The sequence below is a fragment of the Kosakonia radicincitans DSM 16656 genome (assembly GCF_000280495.2).
Lineage (GTDB): Bacteria > Pseudomonadota > Gammaproteobacteria > Enterobacterales > Enterobacteriaceae > Kosakonia > Kosakonia radicincitans.
On sequence record NZ_CP018016.1, the window covers coordinates 3579933 to 3604015 of the forward strand.

At 51.1% G+C, this 24083-nt stretch carries 14 protein-coding genes and 2 pseudogenes; 5 read left to right on the forward strand and 11 right to left on the reverse strand.

Annotated elements, in window-relative coordinates; translation table 11 throughout:
* Positions 1-206: 206 nt before the first annotated feature.
* The 9 genes from Y71_RS17330 to Y71_RS17360 form a co-directional block, all read right to left on the reverse strand.
* A complete protein-coding gene (locus Y71_RS17330; protein WP_035886251.1) occupies positions 207-551 on the reverse strand; it encodes a hypothetical protein in 345 nt (114 codons plus the stop codon).
* Positions 551-2032 (reverse strand): VENN motif pre-toxin domain-containing protein, encoded by a 1482-nt coding sequence (locus Y71_RS17335; RefSeq protein WP_007374269.1) that lies wholly within the window; start codon positions 2030-2032, stop codon positions 551-553. Before Y71_RS17335 ends, Y71_RS17330 begins: the two co-directional genes overlap by 1 nt.
* Positions 2033-2533: 501 nt before the next feature.
* Positions 2534-2773: a hypothetical protein gene (locus Y71_RS30070; protein WP_007374267.1), complete on the reverse strand. Its 240-nt coding sequence runs from the start codon at positions 2771-2773 to the stop codon at positions 2534-2536.
* 225 nt (positions 2774-2998) lie between these two features.
* A complete protein-coding gene (locus Y71_RS17340) occupies positions 2999-3442 on the reverse strand; it encodes a hypothetical protein (protein WP_081120812.1) in 444 nt (147 codons plus the stop codon).
* Between the two features lie 21 nt (positions 3443-3463).
* Positions 3464-3709: a VENN motif pre-toxin domain-containing protein gene (locus Y71_RS17345; RefSeq protein ID WP_079518149.1), complete on the reverse strand. Its 246-nt coding sequence runs from the start codon at positions 3707-3709 to the stop codon at positions 3464-3466.
* A 59-nt stretch (positions 3710-3768) separates the two neighbouring features.
* Positions 3769-4125: a DUF596 domain-containing protein gene (locus tag Y71_RS17350; protein WP_035943269.1), complete on the reverse strand. Its 357-nt coding sequence runs from the start codon at positions 4123-4125 to the stop codon at positions 3769-3771.
* Positions 4122-14300 carry a hemagglutinin repeat-containing protein gene (locus tag Y71_RS17355; protein ID WP_236946443.1) on the reverse strand — a complete coding sequence of 3393 codons (10179 nt, stop codon included), beginning with the start codon at positions 14298-14300 and terminating at the stop codon, positions 4122-4124. Before Y71_RS17355 ends, Y71_RS17350 begins: the two co-directional genes overlap by 4 nt.
* Positions 14301-14330: 30 nt before the next feature.
* Positions 14331-15161: a filamentous hemagglutinin N-terminal domain-containing protein gene (locus Y71_RS31010; protein ID WP_007374262.1), complete on the reverse strand. Its 831-nt coding sequence runs from the start codon at positions 15159-15161 to the stop codon at positions 14331-14333.
* A gap of 11 nt (positions 15162-15172) precedes the next feature.
* Positions 15173-16846 carry a ShlB/FhaC/HecB family hemolysin secretion/activation protein gene (locus Y71_RS17360; protein ID WP_007374261.1) on the reverse strand — a complete coding sequence of 558 codons (1674 nt, stop codon included), beginning with the start codon at positions 16844-16846 and terminating at the stop codon, positions 15173-15175.
* A 365-nt stretch (positions 16847-17211) separates the two neighbouring features.
* Between Y71_RS17360 and Y71_RS17365 the strand changes: the two genes are divergently transcribed.
* Entirely contained in the window at positions 17212-17889 is a 678-nt protein-coding gene (locus Y71_RS17365; RefSeq protein ID WP_007374260.1) for a hypothetical protein, read from the forward strand.
* A 227-nt stretch (positions 17890-18116) separates the two neighbouring features.
* On the opposite strand, the gene Y71_RS17370 is transcribed toward Y71_RS17365, so the two are convergent.
* Both Y71_RS17370 and Y71_RS17375 read right to left on the reverse strand, forming a co-directional pair.
* A complete protein-coding gene (locus Y71_RS17370; RefSeq protein WP_007374259.1) occupies positions 18117-19688 on the reverse strand; it encodes a methyl-accepting chemotaxis protein in 1572 nt (523 codons plus the stop codon).
* Between the two features lie 382 nt (positions 19689-20070).
* Positions 20071-20400: pseudogene (locus Y71_RS17375) on the reverse strand (FMN-dependent NADH-azoreductase); the annotation flags it as partial.
* Here Y71_RS17375 and Y71_RS17380 point away from each other — a divergent pair.
* From Y71_RS17380 to Y71_RS17395, 4 genes and pseudogenes are all read left to right on the forward strand, one after another.
* Positions 20393-20830, forward strand: a pseudogene (locus Y71_RS17380) (helix-turn-helix domain-containing protein); the annotation flags it as partial. The pseudogenes Y71_RS17375 and Y71_RS17380 sit on opposite strands and share 8 nt — an antisense overlap.
* A gap of 448 nt (positions 20831-21278) precedes the next feature.
* The gene (locus Y71_RS17385) at positions 21279-21641 is read left to right on the forward strand and encodes a GtrA family protein (RefSeq protein ID WP_035943266.1); all 363 of its coding nucleotides are present in this window, start codon (positions 21279-21281) and stop codon (positions 21639-21641) included.
* Positions 21638-22579 carry a glycosyltransferase family 2 protein gene (locus Y71_RS17390; protein ID WP_007374255.1) on the forward strand — a complete coding sequence of 314 codons (942 nt, stop codon included), beginning with the start codon at positions 21638-21640 and terminating at the stop codon, positions 22577-22579. Before Y71_RS17385 ends, Y71_RS17390 begins: the two co-directional genes overlap by 4 nt.
* Positions 22576-24063: a hypothetical protein gene (locus Y71_RS17395; protein WP_081120817.1), complete on the forward strand. Its 1488-nt coding sequence runs from the start codon at positions 22576-22578 to the stop codon at positions 24061-24063. The genes Y71_RS17390 and Y71_RS17395 overlap by 4 nt, the downstream gene beginning before the upstream one ends.
* Positions 24064-24083: the final 20 nt, after the last annotated feature.

Here is a 24083-nt window from a genome sequence, read left to right on the forward strand (position 1 = left end):
TGTTTGATTAACGCGGTTGAGATGCAATCTTTACCGCGTTAATGTCTGAACGGTTGAGTACTTTAAGAGTTTTGTCGAAATCAAAGGGCTGGAACATGCGCCATTCCTTTTTTGTTACATATTACGGTGATGGCACATAATTTCTAACACTCTACTCTGGAGTGGCTGAAGCAAACATAACAGTAGTCCAACATTCGGAATTCGCGTTATCTGACAACAGAGCTAATTTTTATATCCGGCTTTATACGTATTTCAACTTTATTGATTAAATTCTCTGTAGCAACCTCAATATAAATATAATCACCAAGCTTATCATTCCTTATGCTAAATGAGTTAACACCATCGATACAAGCATGTGATATTTCGTTATCATGTAGTTTAATTGAGTATTGGATCCAACCTTCAACAATACTAAAAGAAAAATAAACGCTAAGACCATATTGGTTTTTTGCAGTATATAAAAAACTAACATTTTCTCGTTTAAACGAAACAGGTTCACTTTCAAAAAAAGAGAGCAACTCAATTTCATCAGGCTTATTTTCTATGAACATCACTTAGTTACTCCATTTTTCGGTATAGTCGTAATAAATCGATAAGCACCATCTTTCGTGACTTCGAAAGTACTTTCAAACATTGTAGCTTTTCCTGAAGGGTCAATGAAGAAAGACTGTCTGACCTCAAAACTACCGTATTGATCCGTATATTTTTTCACAATGTTATTTGGATTTTTAGTCGCCTGAGTAAAATGTTCAGCCAAAAGTGCATAACCATTAATGTCATCAGTAACACCTAATCGCTTCATTTCCAGGGCAAGTTGGTTTGTACGATCTAACGTATGATCACTGCCCGTTCCCTTACCAAAAAGATAATCAAATTTTTTCGGATCAACTACAGAATTAGCTATCGTCTGCTCAACAGTTGACGTTGGCAACTGGCCATTCTTCGCCGTATTACCTACAAAACTTTCAAGCGACTCAGCAGTCAATCTGTTGCCTGACTGCTTATCAACAGCCATCAACGCCTTCAGCTCTGACAGTTCAGCTACCGACATCTTACTGACCATCGCGGTTGCCAGACCTGCCGGAAGCGCATCCCCGACAGCCATTTCTGCTATCCATATACTAACTTCATTAGCACAGAGCACCGGGTTTCCCGCGCAACTACTGGCAGTCGCCCTGACAAGGGCAATCAGCTCGGGAGTAGCAGCAAGCGCGGTGGAACCTCCAGCAAGGACGCCATAAAGAGCAATAGCTGTTTTAGCGTTTTCTTTCGCCTCTTCGAGATTATGTAATTCCTGTATTGCTACGGGATCACCAGCTTCAACATGTTCCCGTACTTCCTGTTCATATTTGTCAGTCAGTCGGTAAAGTGGATCGCCAGTTTTCTTAAATTCATCCTGATAGGCATCAGGATGGAGGCTTATCAGAAAAGTATTGTTCTCAACCTCAACCCGTGCCGCATTTGCTCCGCCGCCGATGTCGCTGCTGTTCCCGGCAGCCACGCTACCGCCTGCCGCACCCAGCGCAGCCACAAGGTTCACTATCACCGTTTTTTCATCCGGTGATAGCTTATCCGGCTCTTTGTTGTAAAACGCCAGCGACAGCGCTTCTGAACTCGACGCCGCAATAAAACCACCGGCCGCTCCGGCAGCAGCATTGCCGCCCTGTAACTGCACCAGTACCGCTGACGCCAGGGTATGCAGTGCAATGCGCGCGCTTTCATGACCATCGGTGACGCTTTTTATCAGCCCTGCCACATACGGTGCTGCGCCTGCCGCCATCCCGCCAGTGACATTTCCACCCAGCGCCCCCGCCAGTAGCCCCGTCAGCGCAGTGCCGTTACGCCAGAAATCACTGCCGACACCGTATTCCTTATCGACCTCTTTATACTGTGCAGAACCCGCGATTTTGTCATCAATCTGCTGTTCCGTCAGGCCATCCAGTTCACCGTTCGCCTCCATATCCGCGCGGATTTTCTTTTTACCCTCGTCCAGTTGGCTCTGCCGCCAGGCATCCATCGCCTGGGTACCCAACGCAACGGCCTGGGTCTGAATCTCTAACTGTGTCGCGACTCAGTGCGCCGACATTCTGCTGCTGGTATCGACACGCTGATGGCATCAATGCGCCAAAGTGGTTGTGTGATGTGGCCGTTGGGGTATTGGCGGGAGAGAAAGCTATTTAATTCTTTCTTTAGCGGGGAAATATTATTCAACGCCCGTAAAACCAGGGCCCCGTATTTCATTTTTTAACATATGCAGGCATCGGTCAGATATGCTTGTAACAGGCGTAGCACCGATACGGATGTTGTAGCTGATTCCTTAGCGTGGTTCATCCTTGTTAACGAAAATCTTGCCTGACTGAGGGTTCAAGATTGTATACTTTGTTGATTCAGCATATTTCTGACTTATCACTAGTAATTACTGCAGACTGATATATTTATAAATAAGATCATTTATAAAAATCACTCTGCACAAAGATTTTCGGCCATAAACTTTCAAAAGCTACAGCTTCGAGTTCCAATTGCAGGTTATCCTCTAAACGCACCATAAAGCAGCCACCATATGGCATATGCCTGTGTCTAAACGTCCTCTCCCAATATTTTTTGAGTTAGCAAAATGTCCGACAGACTCATCAACCTTAATTGTTGAAAAAAAACCGACACCTGAACTAGTTCTTTCGATAACATAAGAATTTTTCAGATATTCAGTTTTAAAATTGCTATCTTTCTTAAAGGTAAAAATCAGCGCAAATAATTCTTCATCAGAAAGTTTCATTCGAATGACTCATAGCTGACGTTAATATTCTGAACTCACCATAAATTACCATGACTTTTATATTACCATAATTAGTTAGCCTTATGAGCTTGATGCCAGAGTTGGCAGAGCCGAAACGTAGCGTCCGGAAAGAGAGTTGGGGCCGATAACAGGCTTGTGGCGCCTCCAGGCTGGAGCTATATTCTGTATATCAACATATGGCACTCCTTTTCGATAATTACAAAATCATTTTAGGCCATGAAGACTATAAAAAAAACCTAAGACACTTTTCATATCAGTAACCCATTCAGATATTTTCATTCCATCCTCATCATAAATTGCACGTAGCTCTATAAATTCATTTATATTTTCAGGGATGAACTTATCACATTTATCAAGAAAAATAACATTGTTTTGCACGTAAACATTTTGGCCTTCATAATATAAAACCCATGTAAATATAAAATTAACTTTACTTGGCTCATACATTGAAACAGCTAGCGCAGAATGATTTTTTTTATAAAACCCTTCCTCGAGAGAATTCAGCCAATTTCTTTTATAAGTTTCCACATCCCAATAAGCTAAGGGTAAATATAACTTTTCTTTAAAGTCATTAATAATGATAGATGATGGTTGAACTAACTCATCTTCCATATTCGTTGGTTCGCCTAACGTAAAGATTCCGAACATACAACTACTCCTTAATCCTATTTAGCTCACTATCGTAAGTACCTTCACGCCATCCCTCGCAACAGGCCCCTTAATAGCCATCACGGTCAAAATCATCACAATTTTAGTGACTACAGTTATCGGGCCGTAATCCTCGATATCGTAACCGTCACCAGTCAGGTAGTTATTCTCAACCGTCGTTTTCCCGGCCTGTGCTGCTGCATTGGCACCACTGTCTCCCACCAGCGCCCCCGACAGCCCGAATGCCAAAGTTGCCAGCACCTGCATCGCGGCAGTTGCGGTGGTGATTATTCATGCCAATGCAATTGCCATGAAGGCAATGACATTTAAGTCCACTCCAGTGAACCATCCTCAAGTACCCAGACTGCGCCCCCCGGACATGCCTCATCAAAGAACCAGATACCATCTTCCATATCGGGTTCTGTCAGGGGGAACGCCCGTCTGAAAAGTTCAACCTGCTCCTCAACACTTCCTTCAAGGAACTTACCGTGCTTGGCAAGTCTAATTCGTCCATCATTCAAAAGCCGTTTTAATACCCAAAAAAATAATTCTCTTCGTTCACTAAAAGTAAAGCCAAGTGGACAGGGATCTGGTACTGCATAACATAAAATTGCATCAAGAGTTTGGCCCTCAGCCGCATCTGCCAGTTCCTTATATTCCTTTTCACTTAGCTCACTAATCATTTAAATTTAATCTCCACACGCGTATATTTATTCCCTAATTCACTGAATTTTTGACTATTCCGTATATCAATAGTCCAACGAGCACCTGTCTGAGCTTCGGACGTAGATACATTTCTGAGTGTTATCACCGATCCATCTGATAATTTTGAAGTATAGATCCCCTCCCTCACTTCATTCAGTGGCGTTTCTCCTGCAAGTTGCTGTGCATAATTTCGTATTTGATCATCACTAAGATTTTGACTTTCATAAACTTTTGTCGTGCCATAGTTATTACTGGCCTCTCCCTGACGGATAGTCTGTCCATCTATTGTAAGGTCTTTTGATGGATTGCTTTTGTCAAAAATATCACTTAATTCATTAAACCGATTTTGCTGCTGTTCCCTTGTGCGAGCATTTTCCTCATCTTCCGGCCCATGACCTCCCGGTGTTCCTGAACCTGCACCACCATATTCAGCTTTTTCCTCATCCGTCAGGTTTCCTGCGACATTTGGTTTCGATTCCTCATCCGGATCATCCGACGAACACGCACGACCAAATGTGCACTGGGTGGCTTTATCGATGGCCTGACCCAGTTCATTCAGTTTCTTCGTTAACCCCGATGCAGCATCTTCTTTCGCTTTTGCTATCGCCACATCGCCTGGAGTGACACCATACGGAACAGGCCGTTCCTCATCACTCATCTCGTTGTTTTCTGCCGCATTCTTCCCGGCCTGAGCAGCTGTAGTAGTACCAGCCGAATTACCGCTCGCCAGGTTACCAGCCAGCCCAGACGCCAGCGTGGAGAGGTTGCTGATCAGCTGTTTATCGCTTTCACTCAGATCTCTGTTGCTCTTACCGGGGAACAGTTGATCTTTGATGATCTGTGCAGCCAGTTCACCCGTTGCCCCCCCGGCTGCACCTGCTGCTGCATTTTTTCCCTGGAGCGTAGCGGCTACTCCGCCGAGGATCGCGTGAGCAATCGCTTTTGCCTCAGTATTATCATTAATACCCAGATTATGCCCGATGATATGCGCCAGCTCCGGAGCTGATGCCCCGGCCAGTGCGCCAGCCAGATTACCGCCACCTGCCAGCGCTGTCAGTGCGCTGGTTGCCGCCTGAATTCCGCGTTGAACCACACCGCCCGTGCCGTAGAATGACGAGGCGTTGTTATACGCGCGTTCTGCCACAGAGTCGTCAGTGACAGGCTTTCCTTCCGCAGCCAGTTGCTGACTCGCTTCTTCCAGCGCTGCCGGATCTTTCGCGGCTTTACGTCCGGCCAAATCACCCTGAGTTCTTGCCACATCGGCAGCCTGTAAACCCACTTCGCCGATCAACTGAATTTCCTGCAGCCGTTTCTGCTCTTTCTCCTTGTCGAAGATTTGGCTGATGCTGCCGTTGGCGTGTTCCGTATCGCGACTGAGGTCGGCGACATCCTGTTTCTGGTTGTCCTTGTCGCGGAGAGTGAGGGTACCGTTCGCGATAGCGGCCTGGGTCGTGCCCTCTTCATGGCCTTTATTGCCGCCTCCTGCAAGCAGGGTGTTCGCCGCATTGCTGGCAAACTGCCCGGCAATGTTGCCTCCGGTATTAAACGAGCCACCCGCATGCTGGGTTTTAAAATCAGCTTCATTGTGGATATCGCTGAAGCCGAGCGTCCCGGTGTCCAGACTGTTTTTATCCGTCGTGGCGGTGGACGCAATCACTGCGCCATCAAGCTGGGTATGATTGTCCACCGTGATATCGAAGCCACCATCACCGGCATAAAGCCCGGTCTGTTCCGCTACCGAATCGAAACGACTCTTCATCTTGTCCTGGCTGACATTTACATAAGCCGAGCCGGACATGGAACCGAAGGTGAAACTGCCTCCTGCGGCCACGCTGGTCTGTTTACTGTCGTAGTCGTTACTGTCCTGCTGACTGCGCATCAGCAGATCATGACCCACGTCAGCAACAATTTTATTGCCGTTAACCAGTGCGCCATTGAGTACGGTGTCATTACCGCTTTTGATGGTGACAGTTTTGCCGCTGTCTATCGTGGTTTCAGTCCAGTCGGTACCGTTGCCTTTGTCCTTGCCGTTCGCCGCATTGACGCTGGCGAAAACGCTGATTCCCCAGCCACCGCTGCCGACACCGATGCCTACACCGACACCACCGCCACTGCTGCTGTTCTTGCCTGTGGTCTGCTGCGTATTGGCTGCACCTGCCAGCAGGATGTCGTTCTTCGCATCCAGCAGCGCGTCGCCGCCTGATTTCAGTTGGCTTCCGGCAATCACGATATCGCCGCTGTTCGGGCCGTTATTTTTGCCGTTGGCAGTAATGGAGAGATTGTTACCTGCGCTCAGAGCGCTGCCCGAGACAGCATCACTCCGGGCATGCTGCTCCGACTTCGATTTTTGCGTGGTGAGTGATGCACTGATACCAATAGCGTTGGTGCTTGGGTTATCGGTATTTCCGCTATTAGCAGCATCAAGAGCAACAGCCTGCCCGGCCTGCACACCGGAGAGAACGGATTTGGTGGCCTGCAACGCCGCTAACCGGCCGTCACTTTCGTGCTTCGCGTCCTGTGCGGAGTTTACAGCATTGTTGATAGCCCCACCCACCGCGCCGGACAACGCAATCGTCAGACCGCTGCTTTTCTGTTCGAAGGTCTGGTCGGTGGTGCGTTTGTCATGACCCGGATCGACCACCACACTGTCGCCGCTCAGGGCGAGGTCTTTTTTGGCGATCACGTCAGAACCGCCAATATGTAGCGCGTCACCTGCCGAAATCGTCACATTCCCGCCATTGCTGCCGACAGTGCTCATGCTCTGGCTCTGGGTGGTGCCTTTCTCTTTCAGATCCTGTTTGGTTTTACTGCTGCCGATGGTAAAACCGATGCCGCCGGATCCCATCAGGCCGCTCTTTTTCTTCTCTTTAAACTGCCAGTTCGAGTCGGTATTGGTGGCGGCTGTGATGTCCACGTTATGCGCCGCACTGAGCGTCACCTCACCGTCTCCCACCACGGCAGAGCCTTTCACCAGCAGGTCATTACCGGATTTCACCGTCACGTTATCGCCGCTCAGCAGGGTGCCGGCTTCACGGGTGGCACTCTGCTCGGAGATGGTGTGGGTGGTGGTTTTTTTCAGGAAACCTTTTTTGGTTTTGGTCTCTTCCTTGTAGTGGTAATCGCTCTCGGTGGCGGTCGTCAGGTTCACATCGCGCCCGGCCTGTACGCCAATATCGCCTTGCGCCGTCACCTGCGCCGCTTCGGCATTCATATCGCGCCCGGCGATAATCGTGGTGTCGGTGCCGCTGGCAATCTCGGTGCCCTGCTGGCGGACCTGCTCGTTAATGACCGTTTTCTTGCTGGCTTTGTAGCTGTCGCCCTGGGTGGTGGCTTCCGCCAGCAGATTGACATCTCGCCCTGCCTGCATGCCGACCTGCTGCTCTGCCGCCAGCCCGGCGGCCTGCGAGTTGATGTCCCGGCCTGCCGTCAACAACAGATTGTCGCCGGCGCTGACCGTGGTGCGATCAACACCGGTGCTGTGGTTTTCACTTTTGCCGCTGCGGCTGGCGTTGCTGGTCTGCTGCGCATCGAGGTTCAGATCGTTGCCTGCCGACAACTTTGCCGATTTCCCGGCGCTGACATTGCTGGCACTGAGCGTCAGATTGTTGCCCGCCTGCATCGCCAGATTGCCACCTGCGGTAATGCTGCTGCCCTGGTAACCGACGGTGGAGCGGCTGGTATCCATGCGATTGCTGAAACCAGACTGGCTGTAAGCCTCATTTTTCTGGATGGCGTTAACGGCGATATTGCCGCCAGCGTCCATCAACAACGCGCCACCCGCGGAGGCCGTCGCGCCGGTAAAGGTGATGTCCTTGTCCGCCATCAGCGACAGGCCATCCGTCGCGGTAATGCTGGCGAGGCTGCCCAGCGTGGTGTCCCTGATACTGACTGAACCCGATTTATTCTTCGTGTTGAGCGCAAATTGATCGGCCAGCGTCAGGTTGTTGATGCTGCCCTCCACGCTCTCCAGCGCCACGGTTTTACCGCTGATGGTGGAGCTGATGTTGCTGATATCGCCAATGGCGCTGAGATCAACATTGCCGCCCGCTTTCAGCAGTGCATCATTGCTGTTGGTTATCTGCCCGCTGCTGTTGACGCTGAGATCGTTACGCGCCAGCAGTGTGCTGCCGCTGTTGGTGACACTGCCGCCGTCAAGGCTGACGTTGTTCCCGGCGATCACGCTGCCGTTGTTCACCGCGACGTCTTTTGGCGACAGGTAGAGTTTGGGGATCATCACCGTCTCGCCGTTAATCGTTGCACTCTCCCACCACAAAATACTGTGGTCGAGGGAAGCGATTTGCTCCGCGGTGAGCGCCACGCCGAATGACAGCCCGAGCGACTGCTGCGCGCTGGCGGCGTTATCCATCAGATACTGCATTTGCGCGAGATCGGAACCCATACCGTTCAGGTAGCGGCTGCCGGTCTGGTTCAGCAGCGCATTGCTGACATAGCGCGTATCAAACGCCGCATCGCCGAGGAACCGGTAGTCATAATCGGGGTTCAGGTTGAGGCGGCCTAACATATACGACGAACCGAGGAACTGGGTCTCACTGGTATACGTCGGACTGGTTTCGCGCGGCGCGGCGGTCGGGGTGATGCCAAGTAACTTATTCAGATCGCCGAACAGTGCCGGATCAAGTTGCCCCAGGCCGTCGAGTTTCGGGTTCACGGTGATGAGGTACGGGATTTTCGGGTTATCCGTGACCACAAAATAACCGTTATTGCCGGTCGGCAGCGGGTAAGCGCTGGTATCGACGGTTTTGCCCTGCTGCGGTGTCGTGCCGGTGTTTTTCAGCGCTGCCGTGGCCACCCCAGCGCTGGCCAGGCTGCCGGTATTGCCCAGACTGGCATTGCCTTTCTGCTGGCTGCCCGGCGTTGCCAGCGCCGCGCCGGATGCCTCGCCGTTATCGAGCCCGCTGCCGCCGTTAATCTGTTGCAGCGCATTTTGCAGTTGATCCTGCCACTGCGGGGAGTTCACCGCGACCGGCCCTGCGGCCAGCGCCTGTTTCGCCACGCTACCGCCGATACCCTGATTGCTCAGGGTATTCAGTGACGGGGCTGTGATGGTCGTGCTAATGCCACCGCTATTTGACGTGGTGGTGGTATTGCTGATATTGCTGCTGAAACTGGCGCTGACATTGCCGCCCGCCTGGATCACTGCGCGGTAGAGTTCACCGTTAGCCTGCGTAATTCTGGGGGCACCATTGAGGATGAAAAGGAAACCATCACCGACATAAATATTATGAACATCGATAAAACTGGCCAGGCTCATGTAATCCGGAATGGTTTCCAGAGCTGCCTGGCAACTCGCGGAACAGTCCGTTTGGTACTTATAATTTTGTGTTGTTGTCGTGGTTCCCGCTTGTACTGAGTTATTGTTTAATTGCCCCCCGGTAAGCGTGATATTTTTCCCGGCAAGTATAGTGCTGGTAATATTATCCAGCTTATCGGCATTGATGGTCAGATTCCCGCTGGCGGCTAACCTTGCTGCCCCCCCCAGGGCAAATACCGTGACATCACGCTGACTGACAGTAACATCTTTTGTCGTCAATGGTCTGAGGCTATACCTCGTATTGCATATTTCATGTCCATGCTCACCACCCCCACCTGTACATACTTCCCCTGTGCTGTAAGCGACCTCACTTTTGTCAAAACTGGTGACAGGGATCCAGCGTGTGGGAGCGGGTGTCGTGTTATCCACTGTCTGGCTGGTCGTAACAGTAAAACCATCCCGCTGGTTCAGCAGATGCCCGGTCTTAATGGTGATATCGCCATTTCGCGTTTCGATACTGCCGGAGGTGTTGATCACCTCGCTGTTGGCATTCCCCGCCGCGTCGCGTTGCAGCACCAGATTGTTACCCGCCAGCATATCGCCGCGCTGGTTGGTGATGCTGCTGGCATACAGCGCCAGGTTGTTCGCCGCATACAGCAGCGCGGTGTTGATGATGGCGCCCGGCGCGTTCAGCGTCAGGCTGCCCAGTGTTCCGGCAAAGCCGTTCGCCGTAATCCCTCCCCGGCTCACCAGCGCCACATCGCCGCCGCCCTGAACCGCACTGTTGCCATTCAGCACGATATTGCTGCCGCTTAAGGTACTGGCCCCGCTACCGGTGGTGATTTGCCCGTTGTTGGTCAACTGGCCGCCCGCGCTGAGATTCACCGCCTGGCCCTGCATCACGCTCTGGTTATCGATCGCCCCGTTGCTGGAAACAGTCAGGGTTTTGCCCGCTGCCAGCGTGGTTTTGCCGGTAAAGGCATTCGCCAGTTGCAGCGTCAGGTTACCGAGCGCCACCACCTGCCCCAGCGCGTCCAGCCCGGTCGCGCCGACAAACAGATCGCCGCCGCTGAACAGCCTGCCGCTGGCGGACTGATTCACCTGCGCGGCATTCAGCGTCAGTTGGTTTGTGCCAAGCAGCGTGCCGTTGTTGGTGAGCTGGCGGTAATTCAGCGTCAGGTTATCCGCCTGCGTCGTCCCCTGATTAGTGAAGGTATCGCCGATCAGCGTCATCTGCCCGGCCAGCAGCGTGCCGCTGCCGTTGTTGTTCGTCGCATTCAGTATCAGGTTGCTGGCCTGTAACCAGCCCGCGCCACTGTACTGCGGCGTGGTGAGCGTCAGTTGCCCGCCGGAAAGCAGTTTGCCGCTGTTAATCGCCTGCGTGATGGCGTCAATACGGGTCTCCCCCGCGCCCTGTAGCAGCCCGTCATTGACCAGCGTCGGCGTGGTGAGCGTCAGCGTGCCCGCGCTTACCGTTTGTGCGCCACTGCGGTTGGTCAGCGTCGCAGCGGCAAGCGTGACATCATCGCCCTGCACCTTACCGGCGTTATCGAGCGCAGCCGCCGTCAGGTTCAGCGCCCCGTTACTGGCAAGCGAGCCGCCGCTCTGCTGGGTGACATCCCCGCTCAGCGTGGCGGTCAGGCCGTCGCTGCCGCTGATGGCTCCGCTGTTATTCAGCGTCCCGCCGTTAAGCGTCAGGTTTTTCGCCGCCCACTGCCCGTTGTTGGTCAGCGATAAGGCCTGCAGCGCGGCCGTGCCCATGGCGGTAATTTTGCTGCCTGCGGCGGAATTCAGGTCGCCGGTAAGCTGGAAGTTCAGCGCCCCGGCGCTCTGCACGGCACCGCTGTTATCCAGCGACTGTGCCGCCAGCAGGATGCTGTTACCCTGCCAGATCCCGCTGTTATTCACCGAACCGGCAGTGATATCCAGCGCGCCCTGCGTTAACAGCGAACCGCTGTTGATCAGCGCCAGTTGCGGCGTTGCCATCGCCATCCGCGCCATCAGCGCAGTGGTCGTCTGGTGGTTATCCAGCGTCAGGCTGTTAAGCCCGGTGAGCGCACCGTTGTTGGTGATGCCCGCTTCGTGCGCCGTCAGTGTATTGCCCTGTACGGTGCCGTTATTGGTGAGCTGCTGCCCGCGCAGGGTGATATCCCCGGCGCTTAACACCTGGCCGTCATTGTTCAGCGTCTGCGCAGCGAGTGTCATCGCCCCCTGGCTTTGCAGCGCGCCCGGCAGGTTCAGGGTGTTGCCGACAGTGGCCGTTAAATCGCCCTGGCTCAGCAAGGTGCCGCCGAGCGTCCAGTCATCAGCCGTCACGCTGACCTGCCCGCCCTGTAGGGTGCCCTGCGTGGACAGTTGCCCGGCGTTCAGTGTGAAATCGCCGCCGCTCAGCGTGCGCGAACCGCTGGCGGTGGTAAGGGTGTCTGCATTCAGCGTCAGGCCGTGCGTGCCCTGCCACAGCCCGCCATTGCTGAGCGTGGAGGCGTCAAGCGCCAGCGTATCGCCGCTGATGCGCCCGTTGCCGGAGAGGCTGTCGGCGTGGATATCCGTCACACCGCCGCTGACCAGTTGACCGTTGTTGGTCACCGCGCCGCTGTGGATGCCGGTCAGGCCGTGCAGACCATTGATGATCCCGGTGTTATCCAGCGTGTCGCCACGCAGCGTGACCGCATCGCCCTGCACTGTTCCATCGTTGTTCAGATTACCGTTGAGCGTCAGCGCGCCGCCGGAAAGCCAGCGTCCGCCCGCCGTGTTAGCGATGCTGTCCGCCGTGGCCTGCATCTGCTGCGTGCCCTGCAGCAGCCCGCTGTTGGTGATGCGGGTGCCCGTCAGCGCCAGCGTGTCGGCAATGAGGTTACCGCTGTTGGCAAGCTGGTCCGCCTGTAACGTGGCATGGTTATGCGCCAGCAGCGTCCCGCCGTTATCGAGGCTGCCGGTGGTGGCATCCAGCGCGCCGCTTTCCAGGCTGCCGCCGTTGATCAGCGTATTGCCGGTCAGCGTCAGGCCATCCTGTACGTACAGCAGCCCCTGATTGTTGAAGCTATCAAGATTCAGGTTCAGCCCGCTGCCGCTCACTAACTGGCCGTTGCCGCCATTGAGCAAATGTTGCGTGGCGATCGTCAGGCTGTCGTTACCCTGCAGAGTACCGTTACTGGCGATGTCCGGCGCGGTCACAGTGAGATCTTTTGCCGCCAGTTTACCGTCGTTGGTCAGTTGCGCGGCGCTGATGACGGCCCCGCCCTGGCTCAGCATCTGCCCCTGGTTATCAAGTGAACGGCCAAGCGTGGCGTTCAGGGCATCCTGCGCCTGCACCGTGCCGCCGTTGCGCCAGCTGTCGGCAGTGGCGGTCAGGTTGCGCCCCTGCATGCGTCCCTGATTGTCGAGCGTGGTGCCCTGTAATGTCAGGCTGCCGCCGCTGAGCATCTGGCCGTCAGCCGTGCCGGTAAAGGTGGTGCCCTGCCAGTTCAGCCCGTCAGTTCCCTGGATCAGGCCGCTGTTGCGTAAATCGCCGTGCAGCGCCAGCACCTTCGCCATCAGCGTACCGCTGTTGTTGCTGCTGTCTGCGGTCAGCGCCATCGCTTGCTGGCTGACCACGCTGCCCTGATTATCCAGCGTGCCGCTGACCGTGGCATTCAGCCCGTTTTGCCCGAGCGCCGTGCCACTGTTCAGCCACTCGCCGGTCGCCAGATCGAGCGTGCCGCCCTGCATCTGCCCGGCGTTGTTGAGACGATCGTTTTTCAGCGTGACCGCGCCGTTACTCAGCAGCAGGCCATTCTGCTGGTTGGTCAGTGTGCTGCCCGTGGCGGTCAGCAGGCTGGAGCCCTGCAGCGTACCGCTGTTGGTGATGTCGCTGCTGTTGAGCGTCAGGCTTTTCGCGGCCAGCAGGCCGCTGTTGATCAGCGCCTGCCCGCTGAGATCCAGTGAATTCCCGCCCGCCAGCGTCCCGCTGTTGCGGGTGTTCTGTGTCTGCAGTGTCAGGGCATCATTACCCTGCAGGGTTCCTGCGTTATCGAGGGTGTCTGCCGTCACGCCGGTGGTGTTGGCTGCCACCAGCCCATTGTTGTGAATGCTGTCTGCCGCGAGGGTTAACTGCCCGTCGGCCAGCAGACGGCCGTTGTTGCTCAGGCTGTGGTAATCGCTGAACAGGTTAACGCCATTCAGTTCGCCGTCGCTGGTCAGCGCGTCACCGTGCAGATACAGGTCGCCATCGGTGGTGACAAGACCGCTGTTGTTCAGTTGCGGGATGGCAAGCGTCAGGTCTTTCGCAGAGTAGAGAGTGCCGCCGGCGAGGTTATCAAGCAGCCCGGTGTGCAGGTTCAGCGCCTGCGTGCCCTGTAACAGGCCGCTGTTGCTGATGTGGCTACTGCCAAGATCCAGCATGTCCGCCACCAGCGTACCGCTGTTGGTGAGGCTTTCCGGTGCGCCAAGCGTAATACGGGTCGCCGCTGATTTACCGCCGTGGTTCAGCGTTTTCGCCCCGACGCTGAGCGTCCCTTTCGCTGCCTGCGTGCCGTTCAGCGTGGCGCTGTCAGCCTGGAACGTCATGTCACCACCGGCAACCACTGTTCCCTGCTCGGTGAGGGTCTGCGCCTTCAGCGTGGCATTGCCTGCGGCATTGGCCTGGGTGGAGGCATCACTGGTGAGCTGTTTCCCACTAAGTGACATGTCGCCGCCGCTGGTGAGTGAACTGCCTGCAAGGGTGGTGTTGCCCGCGCCGCTGAGCGTCAGTTTGCCGTCGGCGGCCAGCGTGGCGTGATTCAGCGCCACATCCTGCACGGCCGTAACCGCGATATCGCCGCCCGCTTTGTGGCTGCCACTGAGGGTGACGCTGTCGCCCTTCGCCGTCAGCGCGCCGCTGGCGATGCTCTCTTTCACCACCATTTTGCCGTTCGCATCAAGCGTGATATCGCCCTAGCGTGCCGTCAGGTTGCCGAGGTTGACGCCGACGCCTTTCTCGGTGGACACGAGATGAATACGGTTGGCATACATGCCGCCGAGCGCGCCGGTATCCACCGCCACCACCGGCGCTGCACCCTCACCGGCAATCGCTGTCGCCTTACCGCTGGCATCCACCCGGTTGGCCCCGGTGGTCACGGTTAAGTCCTTCGCATGAATGGCGGCGTTCACTTCGGTGGCGCGGGAAATCAGCGCCAGCGCATCGCTGCCGCTGGCGTTCAGCCCCTGCCCTTCCACGGTGATGGTGCCTCTGGTCACTTCCAGTGCGGAGAGATTGCCCGCCGCATCGAATTGCGGTTTACCGGTAGTCAGGGTGGCGTTCGGCGTGTTGATAAACCCGCAGCCGTTACAGGTGATGCCGTACGGGTTGGCGACCATCACATTCGCCGCTTTGCCCGCCACTTCGGTATACCCCTGCAGCTGCGATCGGCTGCCGCCGGTCACTTCGTTGATAATGCCCTTCGCTTCCTGCCCGGCGCGCAGGTTCGGGTTGTTCTGGATAAGCCCGCCAAGCTGCGTCTGCGTCAGTTGCCCGGTGGCGTTATTGAGGATCAGCCCCTCTTTGCCGACGTTGTAGTCATGAAACTGGTTGTGCGAGATACCTGCCCCGTTCGGCGTGGCGATATTGACCACCGGCACGCCGTTGCCGGCTTTATCCATGCTGGCGCCGCCTGTCGGCGTGATGGCCGCAGCAAACGCGGGCGCTACCGGCTGCCAGACCAGCAGGCTGATAATCAACCAGCTGACAGCACGCTGGGAAAAACGAACCGGTTTGTCAGTCTTCATCGTCTTGATCCTTAAAACGTGACAGCAACGCGCCAGTTAACACTGACGTGATCGGGGCCGAGCCAGTCGGGGTAATGCAGCGGCGTGCCAACGGAGATCTGGCTGGCAAACCAGCGTCCGGCGCTGCCAAGCCCTGCTGACGCGCCCCACAACGTGCCGGAGGCGTAGCGATCGAGCCGGTCTTTTTCCAGCCATCCGCCATCCACCGCCGCCGTGGCGCTGATCTGCCCCAACAGGGGCAACGTGAACAGCACGTAATTGAGTTCGTTACGCCAGTAACCGCCGTTGTCGCCGGAGAGATACTGCTCTTTAAAACCGCGTACGGAGCTTTCGCCGCCGAGCGTCAGGCGTTCGCTGCCGTAGAGCCTGTCCGGTGACCACTGCGCATACAGGCTGGTGAGCCAGACGATGTCGGCGCTGAACGGGCGCTGGAAGCTGGCGCTCAGGCTCCCTTTACGGAACTGCGCACGGGGTTCATCGCCACTTTTGCCTTCGTCGGTTTCGGCGTTAAACCACGGCATGCCGTGGCTGAATGTCGGGTTGAAGGTCGCCACGCCGCCCAGTACTTTCTGCGTATGGCTGATGCCCAGTTGCAGGCTGGAGAGATTGCGCGTGCTGCTGACCAGCGGCGCGTCGTTAAGCCAGTTGCGCGAGGAGCGCTGTGTGACGCCAGCGGTAAATGCGGTTTTGATATTGCCGTTGCGGAACACTACCCACGAACCGTTCAGGCGGTGCGTTCTGGTGTCACCGGTGGAGATCCACGGAAAGCCCTGATTGATAAGGGTGGTGCGGTAGTTGCTCCATGCATAGCTGTAGTCGAGCAGGCCGTAACCGTACGGCATGCTGAACCCGGCCTGAAAATTTTGCGCGTCATAGCCGGTGGCGAAATCGCTGCTGCGCCCGCCGCTCACCTGCCACTGTTCCGCCAGTCCCAGCAAATTACTGGCGGTCAGCGAACCATTTAACTGATCGTCACCGGTACTTTTCTGCCCGCTGTTATCCAGCGAAACCGAAGCACTTAACGGAAATTCCGGCGTGGCGGTTAAATTCACGCTGGAATAACCCGGTTCACTGTCGGGAACGATATCGATCTGCACCGGTTCGCGCCGCAGACGATTTATTTGTTCCATCCCCTGTTCGATATCCCGCAGATTAAGGATTTTCCCTTCCAGACCGGGGAAAACCATTTTCAGCATGCGCGGCGATTCTCCCTCCAGGCGGATATGACGTAATTTTCCTTCCAGCACGACAATGCGTAATTCGCCGTGCGATAAATCCTGTTCGGTGAGAAAAGCGCGGCTGGTAATATATCCCCGGCTGATATACCAGTCGGAAATCGCGGCAGCCAGTTCGGTTATTTTCGCCATATTCAGGCACTGGTTCTGCCAGGGCGCAGTCAGTTTCTGCTGCGCTTTTTCGCTGATAAGCGTCACGCCGGAAAGGGTAATGGTGTGAATATCAAAACAGGGGCCACCGGCCTGCGGGGCAGACGTACTCTGGCCTGAGCGCGGCAGCGTGGTGCTGCGCTCCAGTTCATCACGCTGCTGCTGGCTCTGACGAAGCAGCTGTTCCTGCTGTTGACGGACAGCGTCACGGTCTGCCGGAGATAATGGCGCCGCCTGTGCCGTAAACGCGAGTAATAAAAAAAGAGCCGAACTACGAATGTAATTCAACGGTGATGTCATCCCTGCCATAAAGCAAATTAATCAATAGGTGTATTTTAATTTTCTTTTTTAAGGATGTTACTAAAGACAAAAAATAACAACAATTAATACACCCGGAAAATAGCCATTACATTTGTGAGTTTGGCTTTGGGTGTGAATTTTATAGTGTGCTTATCCTGGCACGCTGGATCCAATCTTAGCTATTCATGCTATTTTGGCACTAAAATAATTAACCAAAAATAAAACTTAACGAAAATTTCTTATAAAGATTTTAGTGTTGCTGCCGCTAATGAGATAACGCGACCCGGTGTTGAGAAACCTCGTCGGGCAATTTAATAAGCAAACGATTGATGCGCGTTAATTTTAATAATAGAGAAAGGGAAAACATGAAAATTCAGTTTTTGATTACCGGTGCCTTATCCACCGCATTGTTAGGCGGCTGCGCAACCAATACGACGTCACATGCAGTGACCGCAAGCAACGGCAGCAAAGTCGATGTCGCTACCATCTTCAGCCCTGCAGAAATGAACAATAATCTCTATCCTGACGTTAAATTGCGGGAAGTCTCCCCGGCACACTCCGGCACCGGAATGGGGCTTGCGGTTCTGGGTGCCGTACTCGGCGGCGGCATCAGCAGCAATTCGTTCGATAAAAATGTCTATAAAGGGAACACCATCGATACCCTGCCTGAACCAACCTCCCGCTATTTAGCGCCGAAAGCGGAAGCCAAAATTCACGACTGGCTGGAAAAAAATGGTGGCGGTTACGCTTACACGCAGCCTCTCTTTATCGCAGCGTCACAGTGGTCACTGATTTATACCGATATGTCGACCAGCAACAGCAATTACGATCTCACCTATCGTGTCAAATTTTATAAACGTCCGGAAGGCGGCAATGCATTCAGTCCTTATGTGATTGCTGAATGCGCACCGACGGTGAAAACCGCGCCGTTAAGCGACTGGAAAGCCAATAACTACGCGAAAGTGAGCGAAGAGACGCAGAAAATGATGGATGCCTGCGTACTTGAGCTGGAGAACCAGTTGCCTCGTCTGCTGAAAAAATAAAGGACCTGGCGCAGGATATTTCACAGTTGATATCCTGTCGCTCACTGGCAAATCGCGCTGCACATCTGAAATTGAAAGCACAGTGCTTTTGCGCGCGCATACATGATGAAGTGATAGCCACTCTCTTCCCGAAATAGTACGTTAAGAAAGACCTTAATCTGATCCGGTGAAAGAAACAGATCTCTTTCACCGGTGAAGATTAATTAACCCGTTAACGTGTTGCGCTATCAGGCATGTTGTGGAATCCGGAATACGCTGACCAGATCTTGCATGACTCTGGCCTGTTCGTTAAGCATTTCAGAAGCGGCAACCGATTCCTCTACCAGCGCGGCGTTCTGCTGCGTCGTGGTATCGATCTGCCCGATGGCGATATTAATTTGATGAACACCATCGCTTTGCTCAAGGCTGGCCTGCTCTATTTCCTTCAGAATACTGGTGACGCTATCGACATTTTGCACCAGTTCATCCATTTTTCCGTTTACCTGCCGCACCATCTCCAGCCCACGGACGCTTTGCTGCGTTGAGTTCTCGATCAGTGTCCTGATCTCCTTCGACGAATTGGCCGTTTTCTGGGCCAGATTGCGAACTTCCTGCGCCACGACAGCAAACCCTTTACCATGCTCACCCGCACGCGCCGCTTCAACAGCGGCGTTAAGTGCCAAAATATTGGTCTGGAAGGCAATGGAATCAATCAGATTAATGATGTCAGACATCTTATCCGCTGAGTTGCTGATGTTCTGGATCTCTTGCGTCAGCGAAGCCATCAATTTTCCGTTATCCGTCACCGCATTACTCGCTCTCGCCGAAAGTTGTGAAGCATTCGCCGTATTATCGCCAGTATTTTTTACCGTTGCGGAAATCTGTTCCATTGACGATGCAGTCTGTTCGATAGAACTGGCCTGCTCTTCTGTACGGGCTGATAAATCACGGGTTCCGGCCATAATTTGAGAAGCGCCGGTCGCAATATTTTCGGCTCCGCCACGTATTTCCGTGACAATTTTTATTAATTCATCCTGCATATGAGAAATAGCGCTGGTCAGTTGCCCGGTTTCATCTTTTGATGTCACCTTTATCTCTTCCCCAAGGTTGCCTGCGGCGATACGCGTAGCAGCCTCAACCGCATGTTTAATGGGAATAACAATAGCGCGTGAAATAATGATCGCCATGGTGGCGCCAAGAATCAGGCAAACTATCGCGATAATGATCATGACCATTTTTGACGTACTGTAATCATGCAAAAAATCAGTATATGACGATTGCATTTCATCTCGCTGAAGATTGATAAAGGTGTTAATTTTATCAATGTACTGTAATTCTTTTTCACGCGTATTATTTGTATATTCATCAATTGCTGAAACAGGATCTGATTGAATGTTTTGTATCACCTTATTACGCGACTGGATATAGAGTTTTCGCATGTCAGTAACATTGGCTAAAATCGCCTGGGACGCTGCATCGTCTGCCGCCGTGTTGAGTTGTTTATAGAGTTCGTTGATTTTTTCCGATCGTGAAGTCACTTCCTGCATTAACTGGCTTTGCTTTTGCGGATTTTTCTCTATTAATGCATTGAGAAACAGAATCGTTGATGTATTAACTTCTCTGATAAGATTATTACCCATTGCCGTGGTGGGATAATCCTCCGTGACAATTTTTGAGATCTTATTTTTAGCTTCATCCAGTCGATACAGCGCATTTCCGGCAATGAAAGCCAGTAACACGATCAGAATACCGAACGAAAAAATAATCTTATTTCTGATACTTATGCCTGTCGGCTTTACTATGGTAGCTTTGTTTTTCATTATCTTTCCTTAGTGAATTAATAAGCACACCAACTGCGCAATCGCAGATGGCATAGAAAAATATCGGCAGGATAATGATTTCTCTTAGGTATTGATCGGAATAAACTTAAAAAAACACTACTACGATAGGTGATAGCTATCAGAAGAGGGACGATCGATCGTTTATTTATTTCTTATCGTTCGTCAATAAATAATTTAAAAATATCCCCATCAACTTATCCAAAAATATTGATGAATCGGAAGATGCTTTCCGATGTTTTGTAAGTAAAAAAAATAAAGTGAAATCTATCAGATTGCGTTTTATCTTGATTAAGAAGAATCGTAAACCCTGAGAAACTTGATGGTGTTTCTCAGGGTTGCGATATGTAAACTATTTATTACCTCATACTAAATTAAATTTTTGCAAGGTGTCATTAAGAGAAGCAATCGCGCTGGCAATTCCTTGTTGTTTAATCTCTTCACCTTTTGATGCCCCTTCCGCGCGAATAAACCCGACATCGCTGATTCCCAGAAAGCCAAAAAACGAAGCCAGATAGTTTTCCTGAAAATCCATGCTCTGAAGCGGCGTCTGATGGTAAAAACCACCCCGCGCTGATACAACGATAACTTTTTTATCTCCAGCCAGCCCAACAGGGCCAGAAGATGTGTAGTTAAATATTTTTCCCGGTTGCGCTATTCTGTCCAGCCATGCTTTTAATTGACTGGGAACTGAAGCAGCAAGAATGACAGCAGATATGGCCGTCGCTGACAGCCAGCCACTCTCACAGCATATTTACGCGCCCGGTGGATTTCTGAATTCGGTGCATCCATTACTTATCAAAGCCGAAAATATTGTTCGTTACCAAAATATCGCTATCTCCGTTGAGCAACTCGCCGCACAACTGAATATGTCTTCACGGACGTTGCACCGGAAAATGGGTGAATTGTCACAGGAAACGCCCAAAAGTTTTATCACCCGGGTGCGCATTGAAAACGCAGCCGTGTTGCTGGAAAAACCGGGCAAAACGTTAGCGCAGATTGCCGGCGAATGCGGTTACAGTGACGAAACGGCCTTTCGACGCGCCTTCATTAGCGTTATGGGCATGTCACCCGGCAGGTATAAGGAGTGGATTAAACAAAGAAGCGGCTTACAGCAGCCCTGATACAGGATCTTTCCAGCCGCAGGAAGAACGGGTTTACGGCAGAAAAGTGAAAATTTCTCGATGGCTGGATATCCCTTTTCATGCTGATGTAAAAGGAAAATGAGCGCGGGGAAGGGAAAATTTCTCAGGCGGGTAGACAGGAACCAGAAAAACAAAGGGGTTACCTCTCGGTAACCCCTCGTTTAATCTGGCGGAAGCGCAGAGATTCGAACTCTGGAACCCTTTCGGGTCGCCGGTTTTCAAGACCGATAAAAAACGATGTTAAAACAATATGTTGTATCTACAAAAAAGAATACAACTACCTTTTGTTTTCTATTTATATCAGTAGGTTAGAGTAAGCTGCAATTAAGTTATTCTCCTTGTTTTTTGCATGTTACGTCACCGGGAATCGATCACGTACCGGGTTAGTGCTAAACTCACATTCTTTCGGAATTAACTGATTCTTATAATGTTAAAGCTATTTAGTCGTTACGTTTCTGTTGGTGTGTTGAACACGGCTATTCATTGGTTATGCTTTGCTGCCATGCTTCACTTTTTTGATGCCAGCCAGGCAATTGCCAATGTTGTGGCATTCTGCGTTGCGGTGACATTTAGCTTCTTCGCAAATGCCAGATTCACTTTCAACTCTCAGGCTACAACCGGTCGTTACATTGCGTTCGTGGCATTTATGGGAGTGATGGCAATGCTCACAGGTTTTATCGCAGATCAATTTAATGCTCCACCACTGGTAACGCTCATTGCGTTCTCTGCGTTCAGCCTTGTAGCCGGGTTTATTTACTCAAAACTCATTGTGTTTAGAGATGCGAAATGAAAATTTCTCTGGTCGTTCCCGTCTTCAACGAAGAAGACACAATACCTATTTTTTATAAAACCGTGAGGGAGTTTGACGAGTTAAAAGATTACGAAGTTGAAATACTTTTCATCAATGACGGCAGCAAAGATGCCACAGAGTCGATTATTCAGGCTCTTGCTGTTAGCGATCCTCTTGTGGTTCCGCTCTCATTTACGCGTAATTTCGGGAAAGAGCCGGCGCTTTTTGCAGGTCTTGACAATGCAACAGGTGACGCAGTAATTCCGATTGATGTCGATTTACAGGACCCTGTTCAGGTCATTCCTCAGCTTATAGAAAAATGGCAAGCCGGTGCTGATATGGTTCTGGCAAAAAGGACTGATCGCTCAACTGATGGTCGCCTTAAACGTAAAACTGCTGAATGGTTCTATAAGCTTCACAACAAGATCAGCGATCCAAAGATTGAAGAAAACGTCGGAGATTTCCGGCTGATGTCCCGCGAAGTAGTAGAGAATATTAAACGCATGCCAGAACGCAACTTGTTCATGAAAGGAGTGCTTAGCTGGGTTGGCGGAAAAACTGACGTAGTGGAATATGCGCGATCCGAGCGAGTAGCCGGGACGTCGAAATTTAATGGCTGGAAGCTATGGAATCTGGCACTGGAAGGCATAACCAGTTTCTCTACTTTTCCGCTGCGCATGTGGACGTATATCGGTCTTTTTGTCGCCGGGATGGCTTTTCTTTACGGGGCGTGGATGGTTTTAGATACGCTGGCTTTCGGTAATCAGGTGAGAGGGTATCCGTCACTGCTTGTATCAATACTTTTCCTGGGGGGTATTCAATTGATAGGGATCGGTGTTCTTGGGGAATATATTGGCAGGATTTATATTGAAACCAAAAGAAGACCTAAATACTTAATAAAAAACAAAATCATAACCACTCAAGGAAAAATAAAATGATTACTGGTATTAGGAATGGTAAGTTTACGTTTATTTTATTGCTTGTAATTTCAGCAATTACTCTTTTTTTCTTTTTGTTTGCACACCCAACCGTAATTATTTCAGGTGATGACTGGGGCAACCTGATAGTTAGAAGAGGATTATATCCTCAATGGGGTATTACCAACCCAATTAAAGTAATGCCAGAAATAGGTTACCCGTTCTTTTCAAGATTATCAATAAAACTAATAATGCCATTTGGTTTTGGTTTTCTTGAATCTTTCTCAATAATCACTGCGATATTTATAACAATATTAATGGCGGTGCTTTTCAATCAGCTATATAAATTATTTGCAATAGATTTTGAGTCTGGCTTTTATAGAGCATATCTTCTTGTGGCGATCGAGTATTCGCTAATATTTTTATTGTTCAGGAAGAGCGGTAACCACGAAAGCCTTTATATGCTGTGGGAGGTTAACATAACATGCTTTTATCATTACATAGCCCCAGCGTTAATAAACTCAGCACTTGCAATTTACATAATAAGGAAATGGGATTCTCTTTCAATTGACCATTTTAAAAGAAATGGTATTATTTTTTCTTTATCTTTAATTTTATTTTCATACATTTCTATTTATTCAAGCTTATTTGCTAACGTAATTCTTGCAGTTGTATGTGGAGTATGTTGCCTGGTCATTTTCATAGATAGCAGGCTTTCTTTGTTATCAACCTTAAGAAAATGTCCATTGCAGATACTGACACTGTTAATGTGGGTGGTTTCTTTAATATTTGAAGCTAATGGCGGGCGCGCAAACAGCGTTGCTAATGCAAAACTTGATATCGATGGGTCAATTAAAGTCTTTGGTGACTTGATAAGCCAAATAAACCCAGTATTTATCTATAGCGGTATATTTTTAATTATTTATGGATTATTCATATCAGTTAAAACATTGCTTTCCAGAGCACAAAAAAGAAATGCAATTATCTTCATAATAACATTTATCTCTGCATTGATAGTTACGGTAGCGTTATTAATTCTGTGTTCAAAGGCAGGAAGTTATTATGCGGCAAGGCCTGTTGCTATGTGGGGTGTTTTCTTGTTTTCTTCTGCTTGCGCAATGATGGCACTTGATTATGTTTCAAATAAATATAAAAAGCACGCAAATATAATACTTTCACTTATTGTAATGTTAATGATTTATAAAAACACTTCATCAGACTCCACTCTTAAGGAGTCAATAAATCTTAATTTAAGTTATGAAAAGGCTATTAATATAAGTCAGGGAATAATAGATCAGGTAGTAGAGGCAGATAAGAACAACAAAGGAAGAATGATTTTAATTGTACCAAAAGCAGATAGCGTGAATAACTGGCCATTCCCTATTTACGGTGGAACATTCATTAATGATTCACTTAAAAAATACAAGTTCATATCTAACAACATGTATATTGAGGTTAAGCCAGATCCAGAAGTTAACGAAAAAATGGGGATACCTTTTAAATAAAAAAGAGGGTGTAACAAACC